This window comes from Phycisphaera sp., from assembly GCA_025916675.1.
Lineage (GTDB): Bacteria > Planctomycetota > Phycisphaerae > Phycisphaerales > UBA1924 > JAHCJI01.
The window spans coordinates 972,745-996,440 of record CP098402.1 but is presented as its reverse complement, the minus strand read 5'-3'; the positions used below and the strand labels follow the sequence as shown (position 1 = coordinate 996,440).

Sequence of the window (23,696 nt, the reverse complement as noted above, 5' to 3'; positions counted from 1 at the left end):
ACTGCCACCCCAACACCCCTCCAGAGGATCGCACCATGCCACGACTCGCGATCCTGCTCGGCCCCCTCCTGGCCCTCACCACCACCGGCGTCGCGCTCGCGCAAGCCCCGTGCGCCGATCCCGACGCCATCTGCCTGCGCGACCTCGACGGAACCGACGGTGTCCGCTTCGACGGGACCGACCCGCTGGGCCAGGCCGGCGAATCGGTTGCCTTCGCCGGCGACCTCAACGGTGACGGCATCGACGACCTGGCCGTGGGCGAGCCCGACGCCGGCGGCGGCGACGGCGGGCCCGGCGCGGTCTATTTCGTCTACGGCCGGGCCACGCCCTTCGCCGCACAAGAGTCGCTCGAGGCGTTGCCCGGGGGCGTCGGCACACGGGTGACACCGCCGGCCGGCGTCGTGGGCTTGGGCTTCTACCTCGCCCGCATCGGCGACCTGGACGGCGACGGCTACGACGATCTGGCCATCGGCTGCTTCGATCGCACCGAGAGCATCGGCCGGGCCTACGTGCTCTTCGGCCGCGAGGGCGGCTTCCCGGCGAGCATAAGCCTGGACGACCCGGGCGTGCGCACGTTGGCGCTCGCGTCGGGCAGCCCGCTGTCCGTCGCGGCGGTCACCGTGGCGTCTGCGGGAGATTTCAACGCCGACGGCCGGCCCGACCTGGCATTGGGTGCCGCCAACGCGGGCGCGGGCGGCGAGGCCTACGTCATCTGGGGCCGCGACGTGCCGGGCGGCGATGACCCGTTCCCCGACGCGCTCACGCTGGGATCGTGGCCCGCGTCGGTGGGCATGACACTGCGCGGCGGTCCCGGGCAATCGGCGGGCGCCTCCATCGCCGGCGCCCCCGTCGGCATGACCGGCGACGCCAACGGCGACGGCGTGGACGACCTGCTCGTTGGTGCCCCACGGACATCGCCCGCCGGCCGCGATGGCGCGGGCCGGGTGTACCTGGTCTTCGGCTCGCCGGACCACGGACGTGGCGGCTCCTCGATCGACCTTCCCAGCATGCCCTTGAGCGCCGGCGTGCGGTTCGACGCGCTGGAGGAACGCACGAGCATGTCTCCCGCGTTCCTGGGCGACCTCAACGGCGATGGTCGCGACGACTTCGGGTTCTTCTCGCCCTCCTACGGCCCCAGCGGCTCGGTCGACGGCCGGGCCTGGATCCGCTTCGGCCGCGCGCCCGGCGACGGCTTCCTGCCCATCGAGCCGCTGTGGGTCCTGGACGCCTCACGCGGCGTCGAGTTGAGCGCCAACTTCGAGGGCACCCGCTATTTCGGCTCCAGCGCCGCGGCCATCGGCGACTTCGACGGCGACGGCCTGGACGACGCCCTCATTGGCGCCGCCCTCACCGGGTTCAGCCCGTTCATCTCGAGCGCCGGCCGGGGGCTAGTGCTCCGCGGCGCGCGCACCTGGCCCGGCCGGCTCGAGCTTGGGACCAGCCGGGACCGGTTCGTCTCCATCGACGGATACATGCAGCAGCACTACGTCGCCACCTCCGTCGCCGGCCTGGGCGACCTCAACGGCGACGGCCTGGACGACCTCGTGCTCGGCGGGCCCGGAAGACCGGGCAGCGGCGGAAATCCGGGCGCGGCCTTCGTGGTCTTCGGCGGTGCCGCGGGCGGACCGCCGTGCGCCGCCGACATCGACCGCGACGGCGCGCTGACCGTCTTCGACTTCCTCGCGTTCCAGAACCTCTTCGACGACGGCGACCCGCGGGCCGACCTGGACGGCGACGGCGAGCTCACGCTGTTCGATTTCCTGGCGTTCCAGACGGCCTTCGACGCGGGGTGCTAGTTTGTCACCTCGCCGGCGGGGCCGGGTTCGTCTTGTGCTTCGCCAGCGAGGCCACGCCCTTCGGGCTTGGGATAGAAGCTTGTCGCCTCGCCGGCGGGGCCGTGCGTGGGCGGCACCCGACGCGGCATCCCCGTAGGCGCAGGCCGAGCCCGAGGCATCGCGCGGCCGGGGTGCCTTCCATCAGCCCGCCCCCATCACACCCCCGCCCGCCGAACCAGCCCCGGCGGCCGCCGTTTTCGCCCGGCCGCCGCCCCCGCTTGGGCGGACCGTGCCCCCGCAGCGCGGGCACGCGGATCGGCAATGGGAGCGTCCGCCGGAGGGCCCGGAAGCGGCGCCGGGGGCCCAGAGCCGTCCGCCATCGGCGAATCGGGCGCAGCTCTTGCGCCCGGGGCGGCGTTCTTTCGCGTGTTTGCGGCTTGGGCTCAAGCGTCGCATCCTTCATGACGATGCCAGGGGGGCACGAACGCACCGGGATCGCGACGCGGCGGCCGTTCGCCGTGCCACGGGACCCGTGGCACGAAGACGGGGTAGCAACCACGATGGCACGCCGAGCACCAAAGGACGACGCGAAGTTCCTGGACACCTGCCGGAGCCTGGCGACGCGCTGGCAGCAGGGCGCGCCCGGCGACATCGGCCTGTCGCCCCAGCAGGTGGGCACGCTGGTCGAGCTGCTCGAAGAGACCACCGAGCGCACCCGCGAGTACGTGTCGCTTCGGAGCAGGGCCCGGGCCTCCAACAACGCCCGGCGCGAGGCGATGGCGCGGCTGCGGCGCGCGTTCGGCGCGCTGGTGCGCACCATCGACGGGTACGCCCGGTACACGGGCGACGCCGAGGTCTACGCGCTGGCGGCCATCGCGCCGCCCGCCCGGGGCGCCCCGCGCGGCGAGCCGCCCCGGCCGATCCCCATCGACGCGCGTCTGCTCAACGGCGGGGCCATCGAGGTGAGATTCGAGGCCAGCGGCGACGGCGCGGTCTATGAGGTCCAGCGGCAGGTCGTGCCCGTCGAGGGGACGGCCGGCGAGTGGGCGACGATCGCCAGCGGCACCAGCAAGCGGTGGATCGACGACTGCCCGCCCCGCGGCGCGGCGGCGATCTTCTACCGCGCCCGCGGCGTGCGGCCCAGCCGCCGCGGCACCACCGCCAGCGAATGGAGCGAGCCGGCCACGGCGACGTTCGGCCGCGAGAAGGCCGCGGCCAGCACGGAGCCCGCCGAGAAGGCCGGGCCCTCGAGCGATCGCGCGGCGTAACCGCCGCGTTATCCGCCCGGCTGCCGCAGCACCGCGATATTCGGCAGGTTCCGATACCACCCGTCGTAGTCCAGCCCATACCCCACCACGAACTCGTCGGGCACATCAAAACCGATGTAGTCGGGTTCGATGTGAACGGCGCGCTCGACTTCTTTGCGGAGCAGCACGGCCGTCCGCACACTCGCCGGGCCGATGGCCTCGACCAGGCCGCGCACAGCCGCCAGAGTGCGGCCGCTATCGAAGATGTCGTCGAGGATCAGGACGTGCGCGCCGGCCAGCTCTTCGGTTGGCCCCGAGCCGAGCGTCACGCCCTGGCTGGTGGTCGATTGGCCGGGATAGCTCGACGCCTGGATGAGTTCCAGCCGCAGCCGCATGGGCATGGTGCGGACCAGGTCGGCGGCGAAGACGAGGGCCCCGGTCATGACCGGCACAACGACGAGGCGATCGGCCCCGGTGGAGAGCTCGAGGTCGCTGGCGATCTGGGCGCCCATCTCGGCCACCCGCGTCGCGATGGCGGAGCGGTCGATGAGGATGCGGTCGACTTCGGCGTGCTTCTTGGAGGGATGGTCGGGGGGCATAGGCGACCACTGTAGGGAAACCTTGAGAGAGGGCCCACCCGCACGCCGGGCACCTAGCATTCCCTTTGGCACCATCGCCACGCCCTCGCCGCGTGGGTTTACGGAGAGACAGATGACCCAGGCCACGGCCCGCAAGCTCGCCCTCGACGGTGGCAACCCCGTCTTCGACTCGCCCGTCGCGTTCATGAAGCCGGGCCTGAAGCCCCAGGACGTCGAGGCCGCCCACGAGGTCCTCAAGAGCGGGATGCTCCGGGCCTCCAAGAAGTGCGCCGAGCTCGAGGAACGCTTCGCCAAGGCATCGGGCGCCAAGCACGGCCTGACCTGCGCCAACGGCACCTGCGCCCTCCAACTCGCCTACGGCGTCTTGTTCGAGCGCGGCGACGAGGTGCTCGTGCCCGCGTGGACCTACGTCGCCACGGCCAGCATGATCGTGGCCGCCGGGCTCAAGCCCGTGTGGGTCGACGCCCTCGAGGACACGATGCAGATCGACGTCGCCGACGCGGCGCGGAAGGTCACCCCCAAGACCAAGGGCATCGCCGCGACCCATATGTACGGCATGCCCGTGGACATCAAGGCCCTGCAGGAACTGGCCAAGGCGAGTAACCTCAAGGTTGTCTACGACTGCGCCCAGAGCCACCTGGCGACGTACAAGGGCGACGGCATCGGCGAGTTTGGCGATGCCTGCACCTACTCGTTCTACGCCACCAAGAATCTGGGCACCGGCGAGGGCGGCATGATCACCGTCAACGACGACGAGCTCGCCCACGACATCGCCCTCATGCGCAGCCACGGCGAAACCGAGAAGTACACGCACGAGCGCATCGGCTTCAACTACCGGATGAACGACATCACCGGCGCTATCGGCTGCTCGCGCCTCGACCGCCTGCTGGAAGAGACCTGCGCCCGTCGAGAGGCCGCCGACCAGTACGACAACATGATCGTGGACTACGAGGGCGGCATCAAGGGCATCAGCGCCCCCGGCCGCACCGAGGGAGCCGACGCCGCTTGGCACCTGTACACCGCCAAGATGGACCCCGAGCAGTTCGCTTGCGACCGCGACACGTTCGTCAAAGCCCTGAACGCCGAGGGCGTGCCGACGGCCATCCACTACCCGCGCTCGCTCACGCGCCAGCCCGCGTTCAAGGACCACGTGACGGACCATCCGCCGGTCGCCGACGCGTTGGCCACCAAAGTGTTCAGCCTGCCCATGCACCACGAATTGGATGGCCCGACGGTGACCAAGATCGGCGAGGCGATCGCGAAGGTTGCGGGTCACTACCGCCGTTAGGACTCACCGAGCGCAGCGATCTTGCGTTCCACGAAGGCTCGCTGCGGCTCGGAGCATGGCATCGCGAGAGCCCGTGCTAGCTGCTCGCGGGCCTCACTGGTGCGCTCGGCCCGGCGCAATAGCTCGCCCCGCACGATCGCGTGGTGCGGGTAGCCGCCCATGGGGCCGATGGCATCAAGCTCGGCCAACCCAGCGGTCGCTCCGTGCGCCATCGCGATCGCCACAGCGCGATTGAGCCCCACCACCGGCCCGGGCTTCTGCTCGAGCAGCAGATCATACAACGCGACGATCTCATCCCAGTTCGTCTCGTCGAAGCCAATCGCCCGCGCGTGGATCGCCGCGATGCCCGCCTCGAGGTGGTACGCCGTAAGCTCGTCGCCACCGGCCGCGCGTTGCAGGTGGTGGAAACCGCGTGCGATGAGCCCCTGGTCCCAGTCTTGACGTGGCTGATCTTCCAGCAGAAGCAGCGCCCCATCGGCATCGCTACGCGTATCAAGCCGCGAGGCGTGGAACAGCATGAGCGCCAGCAATGCGTGGGCCGAGGGGCTAGCCGTGCGCTCGTCCTGAACGAGCATTGCCCCCAGCCGGCACGCCTCCTCCAGCCTGTCTCGCCTCACGACCTGATCCCCTTCGCCCGCGGCGTACCCCTCGTTGAACAGCAGGTACACCGTCTCCAGGACGCTGCGCAGCCGCGGGCGAAGCTCGCCAGCCTCGGGCATGTCCATCGAGATGCCGTTTTCGCGGATCACCTTCTTCGCGCGCACCAGCCGTTGGGCCGCGGCCGACTCGGTGATCAGGAATGCCCGCGCGATCTCGCCCGTGCCCAGGCCGGCCACCAGTTTGAGCGTGAGCGCCACCCGTTGCTCTCGGGGCAGCCCGGGGTGGCAGCACATCAGCATCAACCGGAGCTGCTCATCGAGCTCGCCTTGCACTCGCGTGTACGCGTTGCGCTCCGCCCAAGCGCGCAACTTGGGCTCGTGCCGGCGCAGCGTGGCATCGCGCCGGAGCGCATCAAGAGCCCGCCGCCTGGCAACCTGTGTCAGCCAAGCGGCGGGATTCTCGGGCACACCATTGAATCGCCAATGCCGAAGGGCCTCGACGAGCGCCTCCTGCACCACGTCTTCGATCAGGTCGAGCTTGCTCGGACCAAAGACCGCGACGAGCGACGCCGACAGCCTGCCCGACTCGTACCGGAACAGGTGGTCAACGAGCTCATGCAGTCCGGCCCGGTTAGTGGGCGTCGATCTGCCGGACGTGGGTGCTGGCGCCATACTTCACGTGGGGGCTGCTGCTGGCCAGTTCGACCGCCTCGTCGTACGAGGACGCGTTGATGGTGAAGTACCCGCCCAGCACTTCTTTGCTCTCGGCGAACGGACCATCGGTCACGCCGCTTTGCGTAATGACCTTGCCGCCCTCGTCGGCCAGCTTCTCGCCGCCTTCGAGCTTGCCGGCCTTGCCCATCTTCTGGGCCCACGCACCGTATTCCTTCACCACCTGCTGCATCTGCTCGGGCGTCAGGTCGGCGTAATCGGACGGGTTATCGAACAACAAGAGCATGAATTTGGGCATGATTCGGCTCCGGGGAGGTCTGCCAGTGTCGGCGAGCCGCGCTCGCGCTCACCTGTAGACGAACGAGCGGCCTGCGATTCGACAAGGCAATCGAAAATTTCTTACCACACCCGCCGCACGCACCAGGGGGCCGCAGCCAGACCGATGAGTACCGCAATCACGCTCTTGATGACCATGCCCGGAAGGAATGGCACCATGCCCCAACGGATCGCCTCACCGATCGAAATCTCGCGCACCATGGCCAGCCACGGCACACCAAAGGCGAACACGACCGCATGGGCGGCCAGAACGCCGGCCACGATCGCGAGCCAGCCTCGCGGCAGCCCGTCCGCCCGCCTGACGATCACGCCCACGATGGGCTGGCAGGCCAGGAATCCGGCGATGTATCCTCCGGATTGGCCAAGGATGACTCCCAAGCCGACCTCGCCCTCGGCAAACAGGGGAACCCCTACCACGCCTGCCACGATGTACAGCAGCATGCTCAGGGCCCCAGCTCTCGGTCCCAAGCACAAGGCCGCCAGAACAACAAACAAGGTCTGAAGTGTCATTGGCAAGCCGTAGGGCTCCATCGGGATGCTCACGTGGGCACCGGCCGCCGTCAGCAGAGCGAAGCCCGGCACGCCGATGCCCCAGAGGTGGGCCCGAGTCAATGGCTGTTCGTTGGAGCGGCTGAGTTCGGGAGATTGTGCCATAAGGTGCGATTGTTGGCACGTCGCCGGCTCGCCAATCACCCCTGGCGAGCCTACAGATTGCCTTCCCCATCCCGGAGAGGTGGCGGAGCGGCTGAACGCGCCGGATTCGAAATCCGGTATGGCCTTCGGGTCATCGGGGGTTCGAATCCCCCCCTCTCCGCTTGTACAAGAAAAGCCTGCTTGAGAGTCTCTCAGAGCCGTTTTGCAAGGACAAAACACCCCTGGGTTCCAAGTGGGTACCAAAATCGGCGTTTTTCGCGCCTCGCGCTGGGTTCCTAGAGATTCTCCGCAACGGCGCTCACGCCTGCGTTTTCAGCACACGACGAGCCAAGCCGGACACGTCGCCCGCGTCTTGCAACTCGGTGATCGCACGCGGCGTGACCGTGGATTCCACCCACGCCCAATCGATGCGGTCGAGCAGGCCTGGGTCGATCCCTTCGAGCATCGCGATGAGCTTGGACCGGGCCAGGGCCTCGGCAGCCAGCGAATAGTCCGCAGACCCAGACCCCTGCCGCCCGTCGAGACGCGACCGGGGAAGGGTGACGCCCTCGCGTGCAAGTACGGCAAACGCGAGCAGCGTGACGAACGCGATCGACGCCATCGGATTCGCGAGGGCGTCATCGTCTTTGATCGCCGTGATGATCTCGATCGCTTCGTCCGTCCGTCCAACTCGCAACAACACGCGAGCCCTCGTGATCGCCAGTTGGACATGGAGGATACCTCCGATCTGGGACCAATTGCTCGTTGATTCGAGGGACGCGTCCAGATCCCCGACCGACTCGTAGACAATCGCGATATTTGCATCCATGGTCAGGACGCTCATCGTGTCGTCGACCTCGTCGTACAGGCGGCGAGCCTCGATCCAGTCGGCCAGCGAGTCGTCGAGGTCGGATCGCGACAGGTCCTTCCCACTCAGGCGACACGCCGCGAGCACGTTCAGTCCGGCCGCCCGCTCGACGTTCTTCGTGGCTCGCTCGACGCACCGCCCGGCCCAGTACCTCGCGGCATCGAGGTCGCCCGTCACCAATGCCCCGGTGCCCGCCCATCGTGCGATGGGCACCGTTGAGATGCCCTCGATATCCGCCAGGCGGCGCTCAAGATCGACGGCCATCGCCGTGACCTCGCTCCATCGCGTCGGCCTCATGCACGCGGGGATCAGCAACGCGATGATCCGCTTGGCCAGGTCCGGCATCTGCCCCTCACTGGCCCCGATGGCAGCCAGGTGCAGCGCCGCCATGTGGCCATGCACATCGAAGGCGGCGAGTTCCTGCGGCGGCGCGTCGTGGGCCGGGAGCCTGGCCAGCAGTCCGTCGATCGCGCGCTGGTGTGCGGAGCCGCCCAGCCTCGCGCACGCTTGCTGTGCCGCGCGTGGGATGATGAACCGATCGCCGTTCTTCTCGATGAGCCAGTGGTCCTGCGCGATCCCGAGGATCCGCTCGATCTCCGATGTGCCCAGGCCGGCGAGGCCCCGGATGTCTTCGAGCACGAACGACCGTGGCAGGATGGCCAGCACCGAGAGCTGATCGATCGAGATCGACTCGCTCGCCCGCCGGACGCGCTGGTCCCACGTGCGATCGGCACCCGATGAGAACGACAACTCGCGCGTGGCGATGCGCCGCGCGATGTCCCCCGGCTCGTGCTCACGGAGCTCTCGTCCCACCGCGACGAACCACCCTGGCGTGCCGTCGCCCAAGCCGAGCAATGAGACGAGCTCTGGGAACCGGACCCCATCGAGCAGATTCGATGCGCGATCGCGTGGTAACTCCGCGACGACGAGCTGCCACGCGTCGCTCTCGCCGAGATCGTCCGCGCTCGACACCATCTTCGGGTCGAAACGGACCGGCTCGATCGGTTCCACGCGTTCACCCGGGAGATCCAATGCACGCTCCGCTGCCACGACGATATTGAGGCCATCGCAGAACCGCGTGATCGTCTCGATCTGCTCGATGGTCGAGGGGCAGGGCGTGCCATCGACGTCGAGGATTAGGACGGCCGTGTCGTCGCGGAGCGCATCGATGACCTCGACGCGGGTCCGGCCCGAGTCGGCATCACGGCCGATGCTCTGGACGCCCAGGGATCGCCAGAGCTCCCAGGGCTGGCATTGGTCGAGCAGCGAAGCGAATCGAGCACGAGTGTCCAGGCGCCTCTGCGTTTCTGTAATGAGATGCATGGCGACGGTCGACTTGCCCACGCCTCGTGGTCCGGTCAGCGTCTGGATGCGCACGTCCTGGTCAAGCCCTTCGATCACACGCTCAACGTTGTGGGCCTGGCCGCTGGTCATCACCGGTAGAGATACTGCGGATTCGGCCCGACCGGGCAACATGGTGCGATCCGGATGGTCCATCGACAGCAGCGCCGTCGGCGGCACGCCCAGCTTGCCGGCGATGGCACACAGATCGGACCCGACGACGGTCCTGGTCTTGCCCGATTCGATCTTGCGGTACTTGTCACTCGAGAAGCCGGCGATGCCGGCCACCAGCTCGACCATGGTGCGCGTGCCCCGCAGCCGCTTGAGCCGCTGGGGATCGACCGTGTAACCCACCTGCGGCTCGATGACGGCCGCGCTTACCACCGGGTTGGCCGGCGTCGGTGTCCGCTTGGCCGCTCGATTGTCCGCTTCTTGTCCCATTTCTGTCCGCTCGCTGGGTCGTTCTTCCGGCAGAATGCTCATCGGTATCGCGGGAACGAGAGCTTCAGATCAAGGAAGCGGGTTGGTCATGGCGAGTCGCACGCGAGAACAGGGCACGCCCCCCCGCTTCCGGGGATGCGACGCCGCGCGAGCGGTGGTCTTCGTGCGGATTCCCAAACTCCCAGCCCTTCAGATCCCCTCCACCGGCTCGGCCGGGTGTGCCCCCACCCGGCCGGGCCATCTTCGTCTGGCAATCGAGGTCGAAGGAGGATCCGGGCATGCGCTGGCGTCGTCGCAAGATAAGCCCGATTGCAAGCCCCGGATTCGACCTGGACCAACTCCTGCTCAACTTCAACCGCCGCGAGGACGGCCTCAGCGTGCGCGACATCCTGGGCGGGGGCGTGCTGGTCCTGGGCGACAGCGGCTCGGGCAAGACCTCGGGCGTGCTCGCCCACCTCGTCGGCGGGGCCCACGCCCTGGGCTGCTCGCTGGTCCACGTCTCGGTCAAGCCCAGCGATCCCGACTACTGGACGCACCTCGCCGCCAGCTGGGGCAGGCCGGTGCGTCGCGTGGCCATCGGCGTCGACCGGTTCAACCCGCTGGCCTTCGAGCAGTTCCGCGAGGATGCCGGCGGCGGCCTGGTCGAGGACCTGACGCGGCTGATCACCCTGCCACTGCGTCGCCAGGGCGGTGCCGGTGGATCCGGAGTCGACGGCTTCTGGCGGTCGGACGCCGAGCGATACACGAGGAATGTCGCGACGATCTTCGTCATCGCCGGGGTGCCGCTGAGCTACCGGCTGATCTACGAGACGCTGCAGGCCCTGCCAGCAAGCCTGGAAGAGGTCCACGATCCCGCTTGGCAGAACCGGTGCCCGGCGTTCGCGGCATTGCGAGTGGCCAGCCGGAAGAAGCTCGGGCCGGCCGAGGCGGCGGACCTGGAGACCGCCGGCCGCTTCCTGCTCGTGACCGCCCCCACCACGCCCGAACGCACGAGGGCATCCACCGTTGCCACGATCTCGTCGGCCCTCGACCCGCTGATCCGTGGCCCCATCGGCGAGGCGCTGTGCGGCACGCCGGATACGTGGACCCCCGCGGATTGCTTCGCTCGCTCGCCGGTGCTCGTCCTCGATGCGCCGCTCCAGTTGTACGGGGCCGTCGGGGCCACCATCCAACGCATCTGGCTGACGGCGATCCAGCGAGCGATCCTGCGCCGGCCCATGAGCGATGCGTCGCGGCCCGTCGTGCTGGTCGCCGACGAGTTCCAGGAGTTCCTCGATCCCGAGGACGATCCGGCCTTCATGCGGACGGCCCGGGACCGGCTCGGCTGCATGGTCCTGGCCACCCAGTGCGTGGGAAACATCCGCGCCGCGTGCTCGGGCGGGCCCGATCCCCGCGCCGCCGCCGATGCGATCCTCGGCCTGCCTGCGGTCAAGTTCTTCGGGGCTACCTCGGACCCCGAAACCCTGCGGTACGCCAGCGAGGTCTTCGCCAAGTCGTGGCAGGCCCGCGTCAGCCACGGCATGTCCGAACGCGAGGGCAGCGCGGGGTCGTCTGGTGCGAGTGGTGGCTCGGGTGGCCGCAATGCCAACTTCTCGCTGGACCTGCACGACGACGTACCGGCCATCGAGCTGCTCAAGCTGGCCCGCGGCGGTCCGGCTTGCAACTGGCAGACCGAGGCGTTCTGCTCGGTCTCGGGCCGGACGTGGCGGGCCACCGGCCGCCCCTCGATCAAGGTCGCGTTCAACCAGTATCGGCCGGAGTAGGCCGCACGCATTCCACAACGCAGGAGATACTCGATGCAGGATCAGGAATTCAGTATGATGGGCTCGCTCAAGGAGATCCAGGGCAACACGCAAGCTGTCAAGGCCGTGGGCAAGGGCGTCTTCGCCCTGGGCCAGGGGATTATCTCGCTGTTCCGGCTGATCACCGCGTCCGCAGGGGCGTGGGTGCTCTGCCTCATGCGATGGCGCGTTGGGACCGCGGTCGCGCTCTGGCGGTACCCGCTGGCGTATTTCATCCTCAGCACCGCCTGCGGCGCCTACCAGGACACCCGCTGGCAAGCCCCGCTGTTCATCTTCCAGAACATCGTGTTCCTATCGGTGGCGTGCCAGGCGATCATCGCGATCGTCCGGTTCTTCCGAGGCTCGAAGCGGCCGATCCACTCCCAGGACCTCGGGTCCGCCCACGCCCTGCTCGCCCCCCTCTGGCTCACGGTGTTCGGCAGGACGAAGAGCCCGGCCTTGTGGATGAACCTCGTCGGGGAGCCGGCGGTCATCCTCCTGCTCGCGGTGGTCGTCTTCGCAATCGAGCAGACCGTGCTGCCGGCACCGCGAGATCTGTGGGCGATCAGCGGCGTGCTGGTGCTCGTCGCCCTGTGCATGGTGTGCGATGCCGCCCTGATCCTGGCCAAGACGCGGCTCCAGATCATGCAGATCACCGATCGCGAGCTGGAGCAGCAGTCGATGGCCGACACGATGGCCGGCGAGCGATCGGCGTCGCAGGAGCGCGAGGCCGAAGGCCTGGCGCAGATCCCCGCCAATGAGGCGAGGGACACGGTTTCGACGCAAGTCCTCAGGTGGTGATCATGCCCGAGGAACGGCACGACAAAGGTCCCTTGCGGCGGCGGGCGATCGGCCGGGACGAGATTGACTCGGCGATCGACCCCGACCGCTTCCCGCCGATCCTGACGCCCGACGAGGCCGCGAGGCTGCTTCGGGTCAGCAAGTCCACCGTCTACCACATGGTCAGCCGGGGGCAGCTCACCAGTTCGGTCAAGCGCGGCAAGCCGCTGCGCTTCTGGCGGGACCGGCTCATCCGCGAGTACTTCAGGAACTGAGGGTCCGATCGGCAACGGCCCCTTCACATCAGACACGAAGGACGGCACGCTCGCCGTCCTTCCAACAACACGGACGCACCATGAAGCTTGTCGATCGCGAGGTCGTCGATGGCACCAGTGTGACCATCGGCCGCAAGGTCCACTACAGGAACACCGCCGACGGGCCGGTACGCCGCGTGGCCAGGGCGTACTCGGCGGTCTACGCCGAGGCGGGGAGCCGGCGGTTCCAGGGCCTGGGCACGACGAACAAACGCGAGGCCCGGCGCCGGGCCATCGAGATCCAGAAGCGTCTGGACGCGGGCGAGCGGCGCACGCCGCCGTCACGCACCACGATCGTCCAGCTCATCGACCGCTACGAGGCGTACAACCGAGATCGCGATCTCGCGCCCAAGACCCGGGCCAAGTACACGGCCGAGTTCGACAAGCTGCGGCGGTTCTGCCGCGAATCGGGCATCACCAGGGCGGACCGGTTCGACGCGGAGGCGTACGCCAAGTTCGGGGCCTGGCTCCGCCAGCAGACCCACAAGCAGGGGACGAGCTACGCGTCCAAGTCCAACTACACCACGCTCACCGTGTGCAAGCAGATGTTCAAGTGGGCGTGGCTCCAGCGGCTGGCTCCCGCGACCTCGCTCGCGAGCGCCCGGCTGCCCACCGCGCGGCCAAAGCCCCAGCCGTGCTTCACGACCCAGCAGGTCGAGGGCATGCTGGGTCGCTGCGAGGGCGTCACGCACGCGGCGATCGCGATCCTGGCGTACACCGGGCTCCGCGTGGGAGAACTGGAACAGCTCCACTGGTCCGATGTGCATCTTGAGATGGGCGAGCTCGGCATGCTGCACGTCCATCGTGGTGGATCATCGGGGTCGACCAAGGACCGGGAGGCGAGGTTCGTCCCGATCGATCCGAAGATCCGGCCGGTGCTCGACGCCTTACCCAGAGATGACGATCTGGTTCTGCCGGAGTTGAGGGCCCGGACCCTGCTCGCCCAGATCAAGCGGCTGTGCATCAAGCTCGGCTACGGCCGCTCGTACAAGACCCACTCGCTCCGGCACCACTTCGCCAGTTCGTGTGCGAACTCATCGATCCCCTACCGCATGGCCCTGGCCTGGATGGGCCACAGCTCCAGCAGCATCCTGGACCTCTACTACCACCTGCACGACGCCGAGAGCGAGGCGGCCATGATCCGGATGGCCGAGGATCGACGGGGTCGCTAGGCCTCTTCGGCGGACCGGGCTTCTCGTGTCCGATACGTGTACCGCTCCAGTTGCCGCAACTCGTGTGCGAGCATCACGGACGTGCCCACCGGCACAAGGAGGTAGAGAAGACGCCACGGAGTATCTTCGTGGTGCAGCGATGCCACCAGAGCGAGGCACGCGACCAGCGATCCGGTCGACGCCAGGACCACCGCCAACACCGACTCTCGCCCCGTCCGGCCCCCCACCGCCTCGCCCCGGCTTGGGTGCGAGGACTGGAAGGCGAGCAGTGGCTCTCCCGCGATCTGGTTAACATGCCGCTCGATCTGCTCGATGCGTCGAAGTGCATCTTCGAAGGAGCGAGCGTGGTTGATCGTGGTGCGGACCAGCCACGCCACGGCGATTGGGAGCACGACCAGCACCACGATCTGGACGGACAAGGGCGAGACGAACGCCCCGCCGAGTGATAGGGCCAGGGCCGTGCCCGCGAGCGGTACACGACGGTCGAGCGCGGCCATGCGGAACTGGGCAAGGCCATAGAGCGCCCGGTACTCCTCCAAGAGCACGTCGATACGGAAGCAAAAATCGAGGTTGGACTGAGCGGTCATTCCAGCCGGTGTACCACACCCAGCCAGGGCTCGTAAAGGGCTAGCGGCGACCCCGGCGTAATTCGATGTCCGGGATGAGCTCAGACGGCTGGATCTGGAGGGCTAGGGCCAGCTTCTCGATGGTCTCGAGCGTAGACGATCGCTTGGCCCGCTCGATCATCGTTATCGCGGTTCTGTGCAACCCGGCACGGCTCGCCAGTTCCTCTTGGGACAGCTCCAGAGCTTCCCGGCGCTGCCGCACCATCTCTCCAAACCGGATGACAAAACCGCCCTTGGCCACGGCGAACAGCGTCTGGCCAAGGTGACTAGAAGTCTACCGACTATTCGTTACCATACTATTCGTGACATGGAGGAATAGCAATGCGGCACGCCATCGAACTCGACCCGATCCAACTCAACCCAGAGCGTCCGGGCCAACCACGGGGCATCGGTATTCTCGAAGCCCTTCTGGACGCGGCACAAGAAGTCCTGGAAGATCTTGGGGCACACTCCGACGGACCTTGCGCCGCCCTCGGCCGCGTTCGAGGCACCGGCCGGGGCGTCTCATTTTCTCGCCTCGTAGCCCAACTGGAGGCTGACCACCCCATCGAGCTCCGGTTCCCGTTCGAGGGCAGCGACCACGTCGGCGGGGCCGTCTGGCGTGGCAATGAGCTCGTCCATCCCGACCGACGCGACGCCCTCGCCAAGCTGCACTGGAAGGCCAACGCCCGCGATCTGCCCATGCATGCCCACGAGCACTCGGACCGGTTCATCATCGTGCTGGAGGGCCGTGGCTACTTCCATGTGACCGATGAGCCACTACATGCTTTTACGGGAAACCACGTCCGCACTATCCCCGCCCGCGAACGCGATGTGTTCGCGTTCACCCGCAGCGTCGTCCACACGTTCAGCACCGCCGACCATGGCATGACGCTGCTGTCGTGCCAGTTGCCGTTCCTGCCGTTCGACGATCCGGGGCAGTACACGCTGCCGGAAGTCCGATGGACAGCAGCAAAGTACACCACCGATGCCGACGCCAGAGTCGCCTTTGATCCCAACTGGAGATTGCTCTGCTGACAGTTCGCGAGCGGCGTTCGGCTAACATCACAGGGTAGGGTGGTTGACGCACGCAAAGATTGCTTGTTCGGCCTACACTCGGCAATGGCAAAAAGGCCGAATCCAACCGAAGATTCCCAACTTGTTGACGAGACCGGCAATCTGGCCTGGCTCCAAGACGCGCCGCTGTTCATCGATCGCAAAGCTATCGACCGGCTCTACGAGGCCATCGTGCGACCGGCGAACACGGAAGTTGGGCGCAAGGTCACGATCGAGCGAGGTTTGGAAGGCAGCGCGACCGGTGGTCTTGAGGGCCGCGTCAAGTTAGGGTTCGGGAGTTTGCTGAAACTCCTTCGCATCGGGGAAGGTGAAGGCGAAGTCAAGGCCCATGCGGACGCGACAGCCAAAGTTACCCGTGCAAAGGCGCAGACCATCGAGTTGCAGCCGATCTCGACTCCCGAACGCAAGCTGGCTCAGATCGCGTTGGTCTACTTTGCAGAGCACAACCACCGATTGCTCGCGCCGCAGTCACCACACTCGATCGCGACCCACGAATCAGAACTGCTCGCCGCCTCCCCAAAGCAACTGGTCTTTCTTGATTTTGGAGGTTTGCTCACCAATTCGTTCCCACTGATGCTCATCCCGACAGCTGCGGAATTTGCCGATGGAAGCATGCAGCTTCTCTACCTCGACCTCCTCAAGCGGCTAGGCAAGCTGACTCCGCCGAAGTACCCTGAGCGAGAGCAAGACGTGAAAAAGCGTCGCGGCCTCGAGAAAGAGTACTGGGCATTCTATGCCGAGCACTTTTCCGAGATTGACGCCATTGAAGTCGTTGAATCGGCCTCAACCAAACTTGGTAGGATCCAGTGGATCGACTACAGGCTCCCGCTCGATGCCGATGGCAACACGCTCCACATCCATGTCGTCCCGGATGGTTCGTACGACACGGGCACGTTCGCTTACCAGTTCATCCGACGCGGGTACAAGCATGGCATCCGTCTCGTGGGCACGCTAAAGTCTGGGCCAGCTATGGACGTGTTGGCAATATTCGAGAAGTGAACGGTTGCCCCCCCAAATGGGGGGTACAACATTGTGGCGCAGTGGAAACGCTATTGCAAGGTACACTGTATCCGACCGCAACGGAGGCCCAACGTGCGGCGACTCGTGGTGCTCGGATGCTCGGCGACCAAGCGTGAGACCGGCGGGAAGCTGCCGGCGATCGACTTGTATGACGGGCCGATGTATCGCGTGATGCGTTCGTTCCTGCGGACGCACGCTTGGCCCAAGGACTTGTCGGTCGCCGTGCTGTCAGCCGAGCACGGGCTCATAGGCGGGCTCACGCCGATCGAGACCTACGACAATCGAATGACACGTGCTCGGGCTACTCAGTTGAGCCAAGGCGTCGGTAAGACGCTAACCCAATGGCAGCCCGAGCACGGCCGTATCGAGCTGGTCCTCGGCAAGAATTACATGGGTGCCATCCGTCCGTCCGTGGATCGCCTCTGGCCTAACGTCAAGACCGTGCAGGTCGCCGAAGGTCCCATCGGCATGAAGCTCAGCTACTTGAGCAAGACGCTTCGGACCTCGGCCATCGAAACAGGTCCCCGTACTGTTGACTCGCCAAGCTATCCGGGCCGCCCGGCCTACTTCCTTCCAGACTGGGACGACTTCGTCGATGCGGAGTTCGACTTCAACCGAGACGAGTTCTCCACGAAGAACCGAGCGGAGCGCAACGAGGTCCACTGCTCGCAACTCGTCGCCCCCCACCGCCTTGCCGATGGCATCCTTGTCAGCCTCGCACAGAGCTTCGGCACGAAAGGCATTCTTCGTGCGCTCGAACCCGATTCGGCCGAGACGCTCTCGCCCAAGCAGGTCCGCGAGCACTTCGGCTTGGCCGAGGACCAGTGGGCGTTCGGCGATTGCGGGGCCTTCAGCTATGTCAATGAGGACAACCCGACCATGTCCGTCGAGCGGGCCGTGGCCACCTACGAGCTCTACGGCTTCGACCTCGGAGCAAGCGTGGACCACATCCCCGTGCCGTTCATCATGCGAGACGGCAAACGCGTCGAGCTGAGCGAGAGCCAACGCCGCCGCCGCGTCCGGATCACCAAAGAGAACGCCGAGGCATTCCTCGCCGCGTGGCGCGTGCGAGAGTGCCGCTTCCATCCCGTTGGCATTGTCCAAGCACTCTCGCCTCGCGGATACGCCGAAACGGTGGCCGAGTATGCCGAGATGGGATACCGCCGCGTCGCCCTTGGTGGGCTGGTGCCAAAGTCGGATGCGGAGATCGAGGCCGTGGTCAAAGCTGTCGCCAAGAAGATGGGAGAACTGCGCGATCCACCTTGGTGGCACCTCATGGGCATCTACCGACCCAAGCTCCAAGCCACGTTCCGCGAGTGCAACGTCAACAGCTTCGATAGCGCGACGTACTTCCGTAAGGCTTGGCTTCGCTCGGATCAGAACTACATGGGTGCCGATGGCAACTGGTACGCCGCTATCCGCGTACCGCCCTCGCACGATCCACGGACCGCCAAGCGCCTCGAAGCGTCGGGCGTGCCGATGGACGAGGTCCGCCGGCTGGAGAAACGGGCACTCACGGCCCTGAAGCAGTACCAATCGCGGCGGGTCGGTGTGGACAAGTGCCTTGACGCCGTGCTGGAGTACGACGAGCTGTTGTCAAGGGGGGAATACTCGGCTGGCTCAATGGAGCCAGCGTATCGCAAGACCCTCTTGGCACGGCCGTGGGAGATGTGCAACTGCGGCGTTTGCACAGACATTGGCGTCCATGGGCTGGTGTTCCGGGGGCTGAACCGGAACAAGCGGCGAGGAGCGCACAATACATTTGCCCTCTATCAGAACATTGCTATCTGCTCCTGCCGACCATGACTATACCTTTAACATCAACAACCGCTACGTCGCCGATGCACCACAGTGCAAAGAACACTGTGTCACGCTCCAACTTCTTCTCGCTGCTTGATTCCGTGCTAGTCGAAGCCGGTCGCACTCCGCTTCCCGATGATTCACCTCAACGTCGCATCATTCACATTGACGAGGACGACCGCGTACTGCAAATACTGGCGGGCCCTGGATCGGGAAAAACGGAGATGCTGGCTTGGCGTGTGCTGTACGACCTTTTTGTTCGCGGCACTCCTGCAAACACGCTCTTAGTCACAACCTTCACGAAGCGGGCAGCTACCGAACTCCAGGTTCGGCTCGTTGAACGATGTGATCAACTTTTAAAGCATGCTCACGCGAAGTCAATTCCGGCAGCCGATCCAAGAGTACACGACTTACAGATTGGCACATTGCACAGCCTGTGTCATCGTTTGCTCGCAGAGTATGACGCGGCTTACATGGCCTCTGGCACTGAGTTGATGACCGACCTTGAAACAAAGTCTCGCTTGATCAAAGACCACCGACACAGTCTCGGCTTCAGCGGAGGGAAAGGCCCACCTCGTGTGTGCGACCGCCTCATTGCTTCGGAACCCTTGCTCTCGCTATTCCGCCCGCATTACCTGTCGCCGAAGCAATGGCCAGCACAAACGATTCAGAAGGCTAGGTTTCTGCAAGAACTACTAGCTCAACACACCGAAACTTGGATTCCACGCTGTTCGACTACTGGTTCATTGAACGGAGTCGAGCAGACCGCCGGTCCTAATGGGTTGACGCACGATCTATCACAATTGCAGAAGCGATGGGAACAATATCTCGACCAACAGGATGTTCTAGACTTTCCCACCATTCAGAAACGGTTCCTAGAACGACAGGCTTCACTTGCTCCTCACTTCACACACGTATTTGTCGACGAGTTTCAAGACAACAATCCCATCCAATTTGCCATCCATACTGGATGGCTTCAAAGTCCATCGACTCTACTCACTGTCGTTGGCGATGACGACCAAGCTGTTTACCGTTTTCGAGGCTCTGATCTTTCTTGCTTTCAAGACCTTGAGCCGCACTGTAGAGCCCGGAATGTACCATTTCGACAGGAGAAGCTCCAAACCAATTATCGTAGCAGCGCCACCATAGTTGACTTTAGCGAGCAGTATCGTAACTCGGCCAAACTAGGCGCGTTATCACTCTCGAAGACCATTGTCGCGGAAACGTCCGCGCCAAAGGGAGCACCAGTACGCCTGCTCACCGGCCCATGGCCCGAATTGGCGGCCGTAGTAGCAAGTGAGGCAGTTGCACTTGCTGATGATAACGGCCATTTATGCGGAAGTGCCGCAATGCTCATGTTTAGCACGAGCGAACTTGGGTCGTCAGATAACCCTCGCCCCGCATCCATGATACGGGACGCTATTAACAACCGTGGTTTGCGCCTCTACAATCCGCGCAGCAAGGTCGCTGGTCAACCAGATAGCCCTTTTGGCATGCTCTTTGGTATCTTGTCGTACTTGATTGACCCGATTACCAAGGCACCGGCAGGAAAAGATGGGAGGTCCGTGATGGTATGGGCGTCCCACGACAACTCCGGACACGCCACTCACGCCTTGTCTGCGCCTCCACCTTTTCCCATTGCAAATGGTCATCAGGATTATCAGAAAAAATTTCGTAATAATGGCGGCGCCGGCATCGGACCTACGCCGCCAGATCGACAAGCGGTACTTGATTACGTCGATAGCATACGGAACAATTTGATTGCGCAAGGTTCAAAGGCTCGGCTCTCGCTTCACAGCCTCGTGTCACGACTGCTGACTCTGCCTTTTTTCCGTGCCAGCGGGTTTACCATTGATTTGTTCCGTCAGGCGCTCTTTACGCAGTTATTAGAGGACTACACAGCACCTACTAGGCGGACAAGATCGCCACTTGATGGCGCCATCGACCTCAAGCTTCAGCATGGCAAGTATCTTTGGCCGGGTCAGTATTGGAATTTCCTGGGCACGTTCGGCGCAATCTTGAAAAATACGACCCTTGATGACCCGGAGGTAGAAGCCTTTGAGGACGGTTCACTTCCGCTGCTTACATTTCACCAAGCTAAGGGATTAGAATGGGATTCGGTCTATGTCGCTGCGACGGGGCGTGATGTTGACGTAGGGCCCGTCCTCAGAACCGAGGTTTTTAGCGGAAGGGTACAGCCCTTCACAGTCATTGACGGGCACGCCATGACGACAACGCAGGCGACACTTGATCTTGCGGAGGCTGATCGTGATCGCGAGGTGTACGTGGCAATCACGAGGGCCAAACGACAGCTTACGATTCTTCTGGACCCCGCAAGCGAGAGGGACGGCAAGCTGCATCCTGCCATTCACCGATTATTTTCTGGTCTACAGGGTGTTCGCTACCCAGATTTTCCAAAGATCATCGTTAAGGAGTACTCGAATGAATGAAGTACTCCAGATCTCGTACACCGGAGATTTACTGGCTCATCGACGTTGCCCCCGGTCATGGGCTTATGAGAAATACGCAGGATTTCATCCGTATGAGCAGTCTCAGGCGATGGAGGGAAGACTAGTTCATCATGCCATGGAGTGGCTTGCTGCGTTCTATGACACTGAGGGACGTCACGCTACTGCAACTGAGCTCGATGCGCAATTGCGTCGACACTTTAGAGTGCTGTGGGCTCGTGGCATCAGAACAGCCTTTGCTAGCAAGGACACGATTGTCGGCCGTGCACTGTCGAACATCTATCCAAGCGGACAGATCCATGCTACCGTTAAAGCCGCAATTGAAGGGGCTCAACATACGGAGTATGAGCTTAGGGCGATCAGAAAACTAGTAGCAGCTGACTTCGCTGGAAAGACCAAGATGCTGCTAACCGGCGTACTTGACCTTGTTGTTCAGCAGCAACAGCCGCTCACCTACGATAACACCTGGAAGTGGACTGATCTGAATGCTTTCAGCGGACATGCTGAAGAACGCACCGTAAGGGCTGCGCCGGGCGACCTCGAGGTCTGGGATTATAAGGGTAGCCGGGCTGCATCCCAATATTCGGAAGCATTTGTTCTTCAGCTCTTGACATATGCTGGCCTCTACGCTGAACGCGCCGGGACCCTTCCAAAACGCTGTGTCATTTTCTTTGTCAACGAGCCAAAGCCATCCAGACAGTTGTTGGCGATTGAAATCACTGAGGCATTGGTGCGCCGTGCCCATGATTGGACGCTTGCCCAAGCTCGCGCAGTTCGTTCGACTATGCTGGCCTTTGAGGCCGATCCTCAGAGTTTAGAAGGTGGCGACGCACGAAAGCAAAGTCTCCCTCTGGCGAAGCGAGTCGACAAGGAGCTTGCGAAACAGTGCCTAGGGTGTGGGCAGCGATTTGATTGCCCTTCTTACCGTGCGCACTTGCACGGCGAGGAACGTGATATAGACCGTACCAACGTCCGAACTAATTAGCGTAATCGACCGGTATACTCGCACCCTGAAGTCGCATTCTCCCACAACCGAAGCCGACTTAGGTGCGGCAGGTCCGGCTTGAGACGGTCCCAGATCCACACGATGACGCTTTCGGTCGTTGGCTGCTCCAGCCCGGGTACGTCGTTCAGCATCCGGTGATCGAGCTGGCCGACGACGCCCTGGGTGATCCGCTTTAGGTCGGCGAAGTCCACGATCCAGCCCATGACGGGGTCGACCTCGCCCGCCACGTACACCGTCAGCCGATACGTGTGCCCATGCACGCGGGCGCACTTGTGCCCCTCGGGCAGGTTCTCGAGCCTGTGGGCGGCGTCGAAATGGAACTCGCGGAAGACTTCCAGCATCGTTAACGTATCGGACATTGCGCACAGAACAATCAAAAGTGGGCAGAGGCAATTCTACTCTCCCACAACTGCAAACCGTTTGGGCATTGCCTTGCTTCTGAAAATACTTGACCGGTGGTTTGTAGTCATGTGTTCTAGTTGTCGGAACTGCCGGAGCGGGATCGCCGTCGGGGCCTCACCCCCGCGTGGGCCCCGATGCGATCACGCGCAGGCGGCATCGAGTGTCTCATCCCCATTCGATCACCCCGTCGATCGCGGAGCCTGACCGCCACCTGCCGGACGGGCTGAGCCCGAGGGGCCTCTTTTCCATAGATGGCATTCCGAATCCACACGATCGAGCCGCCAATCGAGTTCGGTGTGCTATCGCATGTAACCTGATTCCATATCCCCCCTAAATAGGGGGTATTGGCCTATTATTATGATCCCATGAAGAGGAGCGACCGCTTGCCCAAGACCAAAAAGAAGACCCGACGCCAATCGAGCCTGAAGGCCGCGACGACTTCGAGCCTGCTGGGCGAACTCGATCGCCGCCGCGAGGTCCTCCAGCACGAACGCGACGACCTCCTGGCCCAGCTCGAGGAGATCGATGCCCATCTGGCCGACCTCGAAGCCTCACCCGCAACGCCACGCAAGGCCCGCCAACCAAAACGTAAGACCTCCAAGAAGCGGGCACGCCGCGGCCGTCCCGTCCTGGCCGATGTCCTGCAGGATGTCCTCGGCGGCCGGGAGATGTCAGTCACCGACGCGACCGAGGCCGTGCTGAAGAGCGGGTACAAGACCAAGTCCACGCCGCAGAACTTCCGCGTCATGGTGAACCAGACGCTGACCAAGGACAAACGCTTCAAGCGGGTCGCCCGCGGCGTCTACACCGCCGGGTAGCACCACCCGCACGCTTTCTTACGCCCCCACTCTCCCTGCCGCATCGGGTTGGCAACGCCCGGTTGAGTGCAACCGCGAGTTGCGGTATCTCGCGGGTATGAAACTCGCAGACTATCTCTACCAGAGATCCATGACGCCGTCGCAGCTCCGACGGATGCTCGGCGTCCAACGCCGCTCGACGGTCTGGCGATACCTGACCGGCGAGCGGATCCCCCAACCCCAAACCCTCCAGCGCATCCAGGACCTGACGGACCAGGAGGTTGTCCTGGAAGACTTCCTGGATCCGTCCCCGCCCAGGTGCGCCCGGACCATCACCGGTGCCGATGGGTGCCACCGGATGGTGCTGCCCTGGTCGCCGGACTATCCGGACGAGGATCCCACCGCCGCGAACGACCAGGGGCCGCTGAGCCTGCCGGTGCTGCGGGCCCTCGATGTGCTGGGTGCCCGGGCCCAGTTCACACGCACGGGCGTGTTCCTGCTCGATGGCCGATCGAGCGACGTCCGCCGCATTGTCCGAACAGCGAATGAGGTCCTCCGCCGGCGTGGCGAGCCGACTATCGCTTACCCCGGCGTGGAGGACCCATCATGAGGTGGCGCGATGTGAGCCGGAGCGCGGACTTCGCGCAACAAAAGAACACAACCGAACCTGATACG

General features: G+C 64.6%; 22 protein-coding genes and 1 tRNA gene. 15 read left to right on the top strand and 8 right to left on the bottom strand.

Annotated features, from left to right (window positions below; translation table 11 throughout):
* Positions 1–35 precede the first annotated feature (35 nt).
* Together NCW75_04265 and NCW75_04260 are read left to right on the top strand one after the other, a co-directional pair.
* Complete coding sequence (locus tag NCW75_04265) at positions 36–1,796, top strand: FG-GAP-like repeat-containing protein (protein UYV13503.1); 1,761 nt, start codon at positions 36–38, stop codon at positions 1,794–1,796.
* 539 nt (positions 1,797–2,335) lie between these two features.
* Positions 2,336–3,043, top strand: coding sequence for a hypothetical protein (locus NCW75_04260; GenBank protein ID UYV13502.1), 708 nt, complete (start codon positions 2,336–2,338; stop codon positions 3,041–3,043).
* An 8-nt stretch (positions 3,044–3,051) separates the two neighbouring features.
* On the opposite strand, the gene hpt is transcribed toward NCW75_04260, so the two are convergent.
* Positions 3,052–3,621, bottom strand: a complete 570-nt coding sequence (hpt, locus tag NCW75_04255) for a hypoxanthine phosphoribosyltransferase (GenBank protein ID UYV13501.1) — start codon at positions 3,619–3,621, stop codon at positions 3,052–3,054.
* A gap of 112 nt (positions 3,622–3,733) precedes the next feature.
* On the opposite strand from hpt, the gene NCW75_04250 reads away from it, so the two are divergent.
* Positions 3,734–4,909, top strand: a complete 1,176-nt coding sequence (locus NCW75_04250; GenBank protein UYV13500.1) for a DegT/DnrJ/EryC1/StrS family aminotransferase — start codon at positions 3,734–3,736, stop codon at positions 4,907–4,909.
* Here NCW75_04250 and NCW75_04245 read toward each other — a convergent pair.
* The 3 genes from NCW75_04245 to NCW75_04235 all read right to left on the bottom strand — a co-directional run bounded on the left by NCW75_04245 (position 4,906) and on the right by NCW75_04235 (position 7,170).
* A complete protein-coding gene (locus NCW75_04245; GenBank protein UYV13499.1) occupies positions 4,906–6,180 on the bottom strand; it encodes a sigma-70 family RNA polymerase sigma factor in 1,275 nt (424 codons plus the stop codon). The two genes, NCW75_04250 and NCW75_04245, sit on opposite strands and share 4 nt — an antisense overlap.
* Positions 6,140–6,478, bottom strand: a complete 339-nt coding sequence (locus NCW75_04240; GenBank protein ID UYV13498.1) for a YciI family protein — start codon at positions 6,476–6,478, stop codon at positions 6,140–6,142. The genes NCW75_04245 and NCW75_04240 overlap by 41 nt, the downstream gene beginning before the upstream one ends.
* A 101-nt stretch (positions 6,479–6,579) precedes the next feature.
* Complete coding sequence (locus tag NCW75_04235; GenBank protein UYV13497.1) at positions 6,580–7,170, bottom strand: biotin transporter BioY; 591 nt, start codon at positions 7,168–7,170, stop codon at positions 6,580–6,582.
* A gap of 73 nt (positions 7,171–7,243) precedes the next feature.
* Between NCW75_04235 and NCW75_04230 the strand changes: the two genes are divergently transcribed.
* A tRNA-Ser gene (locus tag NCW75_04230) sits at positions 7,244–7,330 on the top strand.
* A 138-nt stretch (positions 7,331–7,468) separates the two neighbouring features.
* On the opposite strand, the gene NCW75_04225 is transcribed toward NCW75_04230, so the two are convergent.
* Positions 7,469–9,799, bottom strand: coding sequence for a helix-turn-helix domain-containing protein (locus tag NCW75_04225; GenBank protein UYV13496.1), 2,331 nt, complete (start codon positions 9,797–9,799; stop codon positions 7,469–7,471).
* A 278-nt stretch (positions 9,800–10,077) separates the two neighbouring features.
* Between NCW75_04225 and NCW75_04220 the strand changes: the two genes are divergently transcribed.
* The 4 genes from NCW75_04220 (at position 10,078) to NCW75_04205 (ending at position 13,846) form a co-directional block, all read left to right on the top strand.
* Positions 10,078–11,562: a TraM recognition domain-containing protein gene (locus NCW75_04220; protein ID UYV13495.1), complete on the top strand. Its 1,485-nt coding sequence runs from the start codon at positions 10,078–10,080 to the stop codon at positions 11,560–11,562.
* A gap of 33 nt (positions 11,563–11,595) precedes the next feature.
* Positions 11,596–12,381 (top strand): hypothetical protein, encoded by a 786-nt coding sequence (locus NCW75_04215; GenBank protein UYV13494.1) that lies wholly within the window; start codon positions 11,596–11,598, stop codon positions 12,379–12,381.
* 2 nt (positions 12,382–12,383) lie between these two features.
* Complete coding sequence (locus tag NCW75_04210; protein UYV13493.1) at positions 12,384–12,635, top strand: helix-turn-helix domain-containing protein; 252 nt, start codon at positions 12,384–12,386, stop codon at positions 12,633–12,635.
* A gap of 80 nt (positions 12,636–12,715) precedes the next feature.
* Entirely contained in the window at positions 12,716–13,846 is a 1,131-nt protein-coding gene (locus NCW75_04205) for a site-specific integrase (GenBank protein ID UYV13492.1), read from the top strand.
* Here the strand turns inward: NCW75_04205 and NCW75_04200 are convergent.
* Positions 13,843–14,433 carry a hypothetical protein gene (locus NCW75_04200; protein ID UYV13491.1) on the bottom strand — a complete coding sequence of 197 codons (591 nt, stop codon included), beginning with the start codon at positions 14,431–14,433 and terminating at the stop codon, positions 13,843–13,845. The two genes, NCW75_04205 and NCW75_04200, sit on opposite strands and share 4 nt — an antisense overlap.
* Positions 14,434–14,473: 40 nt before the next feature.
* Positions 14,474–14,713 (bottom strand): helix-turn-helix transcriptional regulator, encoded by a 240-nt coding sequence (locus NCW75_04195; protein UYV13490.1) that lies wholly within the window; start codon positions 14,711–14,713, stop codon positions 14,474–14,476.
* Positions 14,714–14,793: 80 nt separating this feature from the next.
* Between NCW75_04195 and NCW75_04190 the strand changes: the two genes are divergently transcribed.
* From NCW75_04190 to NCW75_04170, 5 genes are all read left to right on the top strand, one after another.
* Positions 14,794–15,489, top strand: coding sequence for a cupin domain-containing protein (locus NCW75_04190; GenBank protein ID UYV13489.1), 696 nt, complete (start codon positions 14,794–14,796; stop codon positions 15,487–15,489).
* An 84-nt stretch (positions 15,490–15,573) separates the two neighbouring features.
* Positions 15,574–16,527 carry a hypothetical protein gene (locus tag NCW75_04185; protein ID UYV13488.1) on the top strand — a complete coding sequence of 318 codons (954 nt, stop codon included), beginning with the start codon at positions 15,574–15,576 and terminating at the stop codon, positions 16,525–16,527.
* A gap of 93 nt (positions 16,528–16,620) precedes the next feature.
* The gene (locus tag NCW75_04180) at positions 16,621–18,354 is read left to right on the top strand and encodes a hypothetical protein (GenBank protein UYV13487.1); all 1,734 of its coding nucleotides are present in this window, start codon (positions 16,621–16,623) and stop codon (positions 18,352–18,354) included.
* Positions 18,355–18,389: 35 nt separating this feature from the next.
* Entirely contained in the window at positions 18,390–20,798 is a 2,409-nt protein-coding gene (locus NCW75_04175; GenBank protein UYV13486.1) for an ATP-dependent helicase, read from the top strand.
* Positions 20,791–21,801, top strand: a complete 1,011-nt coding sequence (locus NCW75_04170; GenBank protein UYV13485.1) for a PD-(D/E)XK nuclease family protein — start codon at positions 20,791–20,793, stop codon at positions 21,799–21,801. The genes NCW75_04175 and NCW75_04170 overlap by 8 nt, the downstream gene beginning before the upstream one ends.
* Here NCW75_04170 and queD read toward each other — a convergent pair.
* Positions 21,798–22,181, bottom strand: coding sequence for a 6-carboxytetrahydropterin synthase QueD (queD, locus tag NCW75_04165; GenBank protein ID UYV13484.1), 384 nt, complete (start codon positions 22,179–22,181; stop codon positions 21,798–21,800). The two genes, NCW75_04170 and queD, sit on opposite strands and share 4 nt — an antisense overlap.
* A gap of 408 nt (positions 22,182–22,589) precedes the next feature.
* Here queD and NCW75_04160 point away from each other — a divergent pair, with 408 nt between their 5' ends.
* Together NCW75_04160 and NCW75_04155 are read left to right on the top strand one after the other, a co-directional pair.
* Positions 22,590–23,042 carry a hypothetical protein gene (locus NCW75_04160; GenBank protein UYV13483.1) on the top strand — a complete coding sequence of 151 codons (453 nt, stop codon included), beginning with the start codon at positions 22,590–22,592 and terminating at the stop codon, positions 23,040–23,042.
* Between the two features lie 130 nt (positions 23,043–23,172).
* A complete protein-coding gene (locus NCW75_04155; GenBank protein ID UYV13482.1) occupies positions 23,173–23,631 on the top strand; it encodes a hypothetical protein in 459 nt (152 codons plus the stop codon).
* Positions 23,632–23,696: the final 65 nt, after the last annotated feature.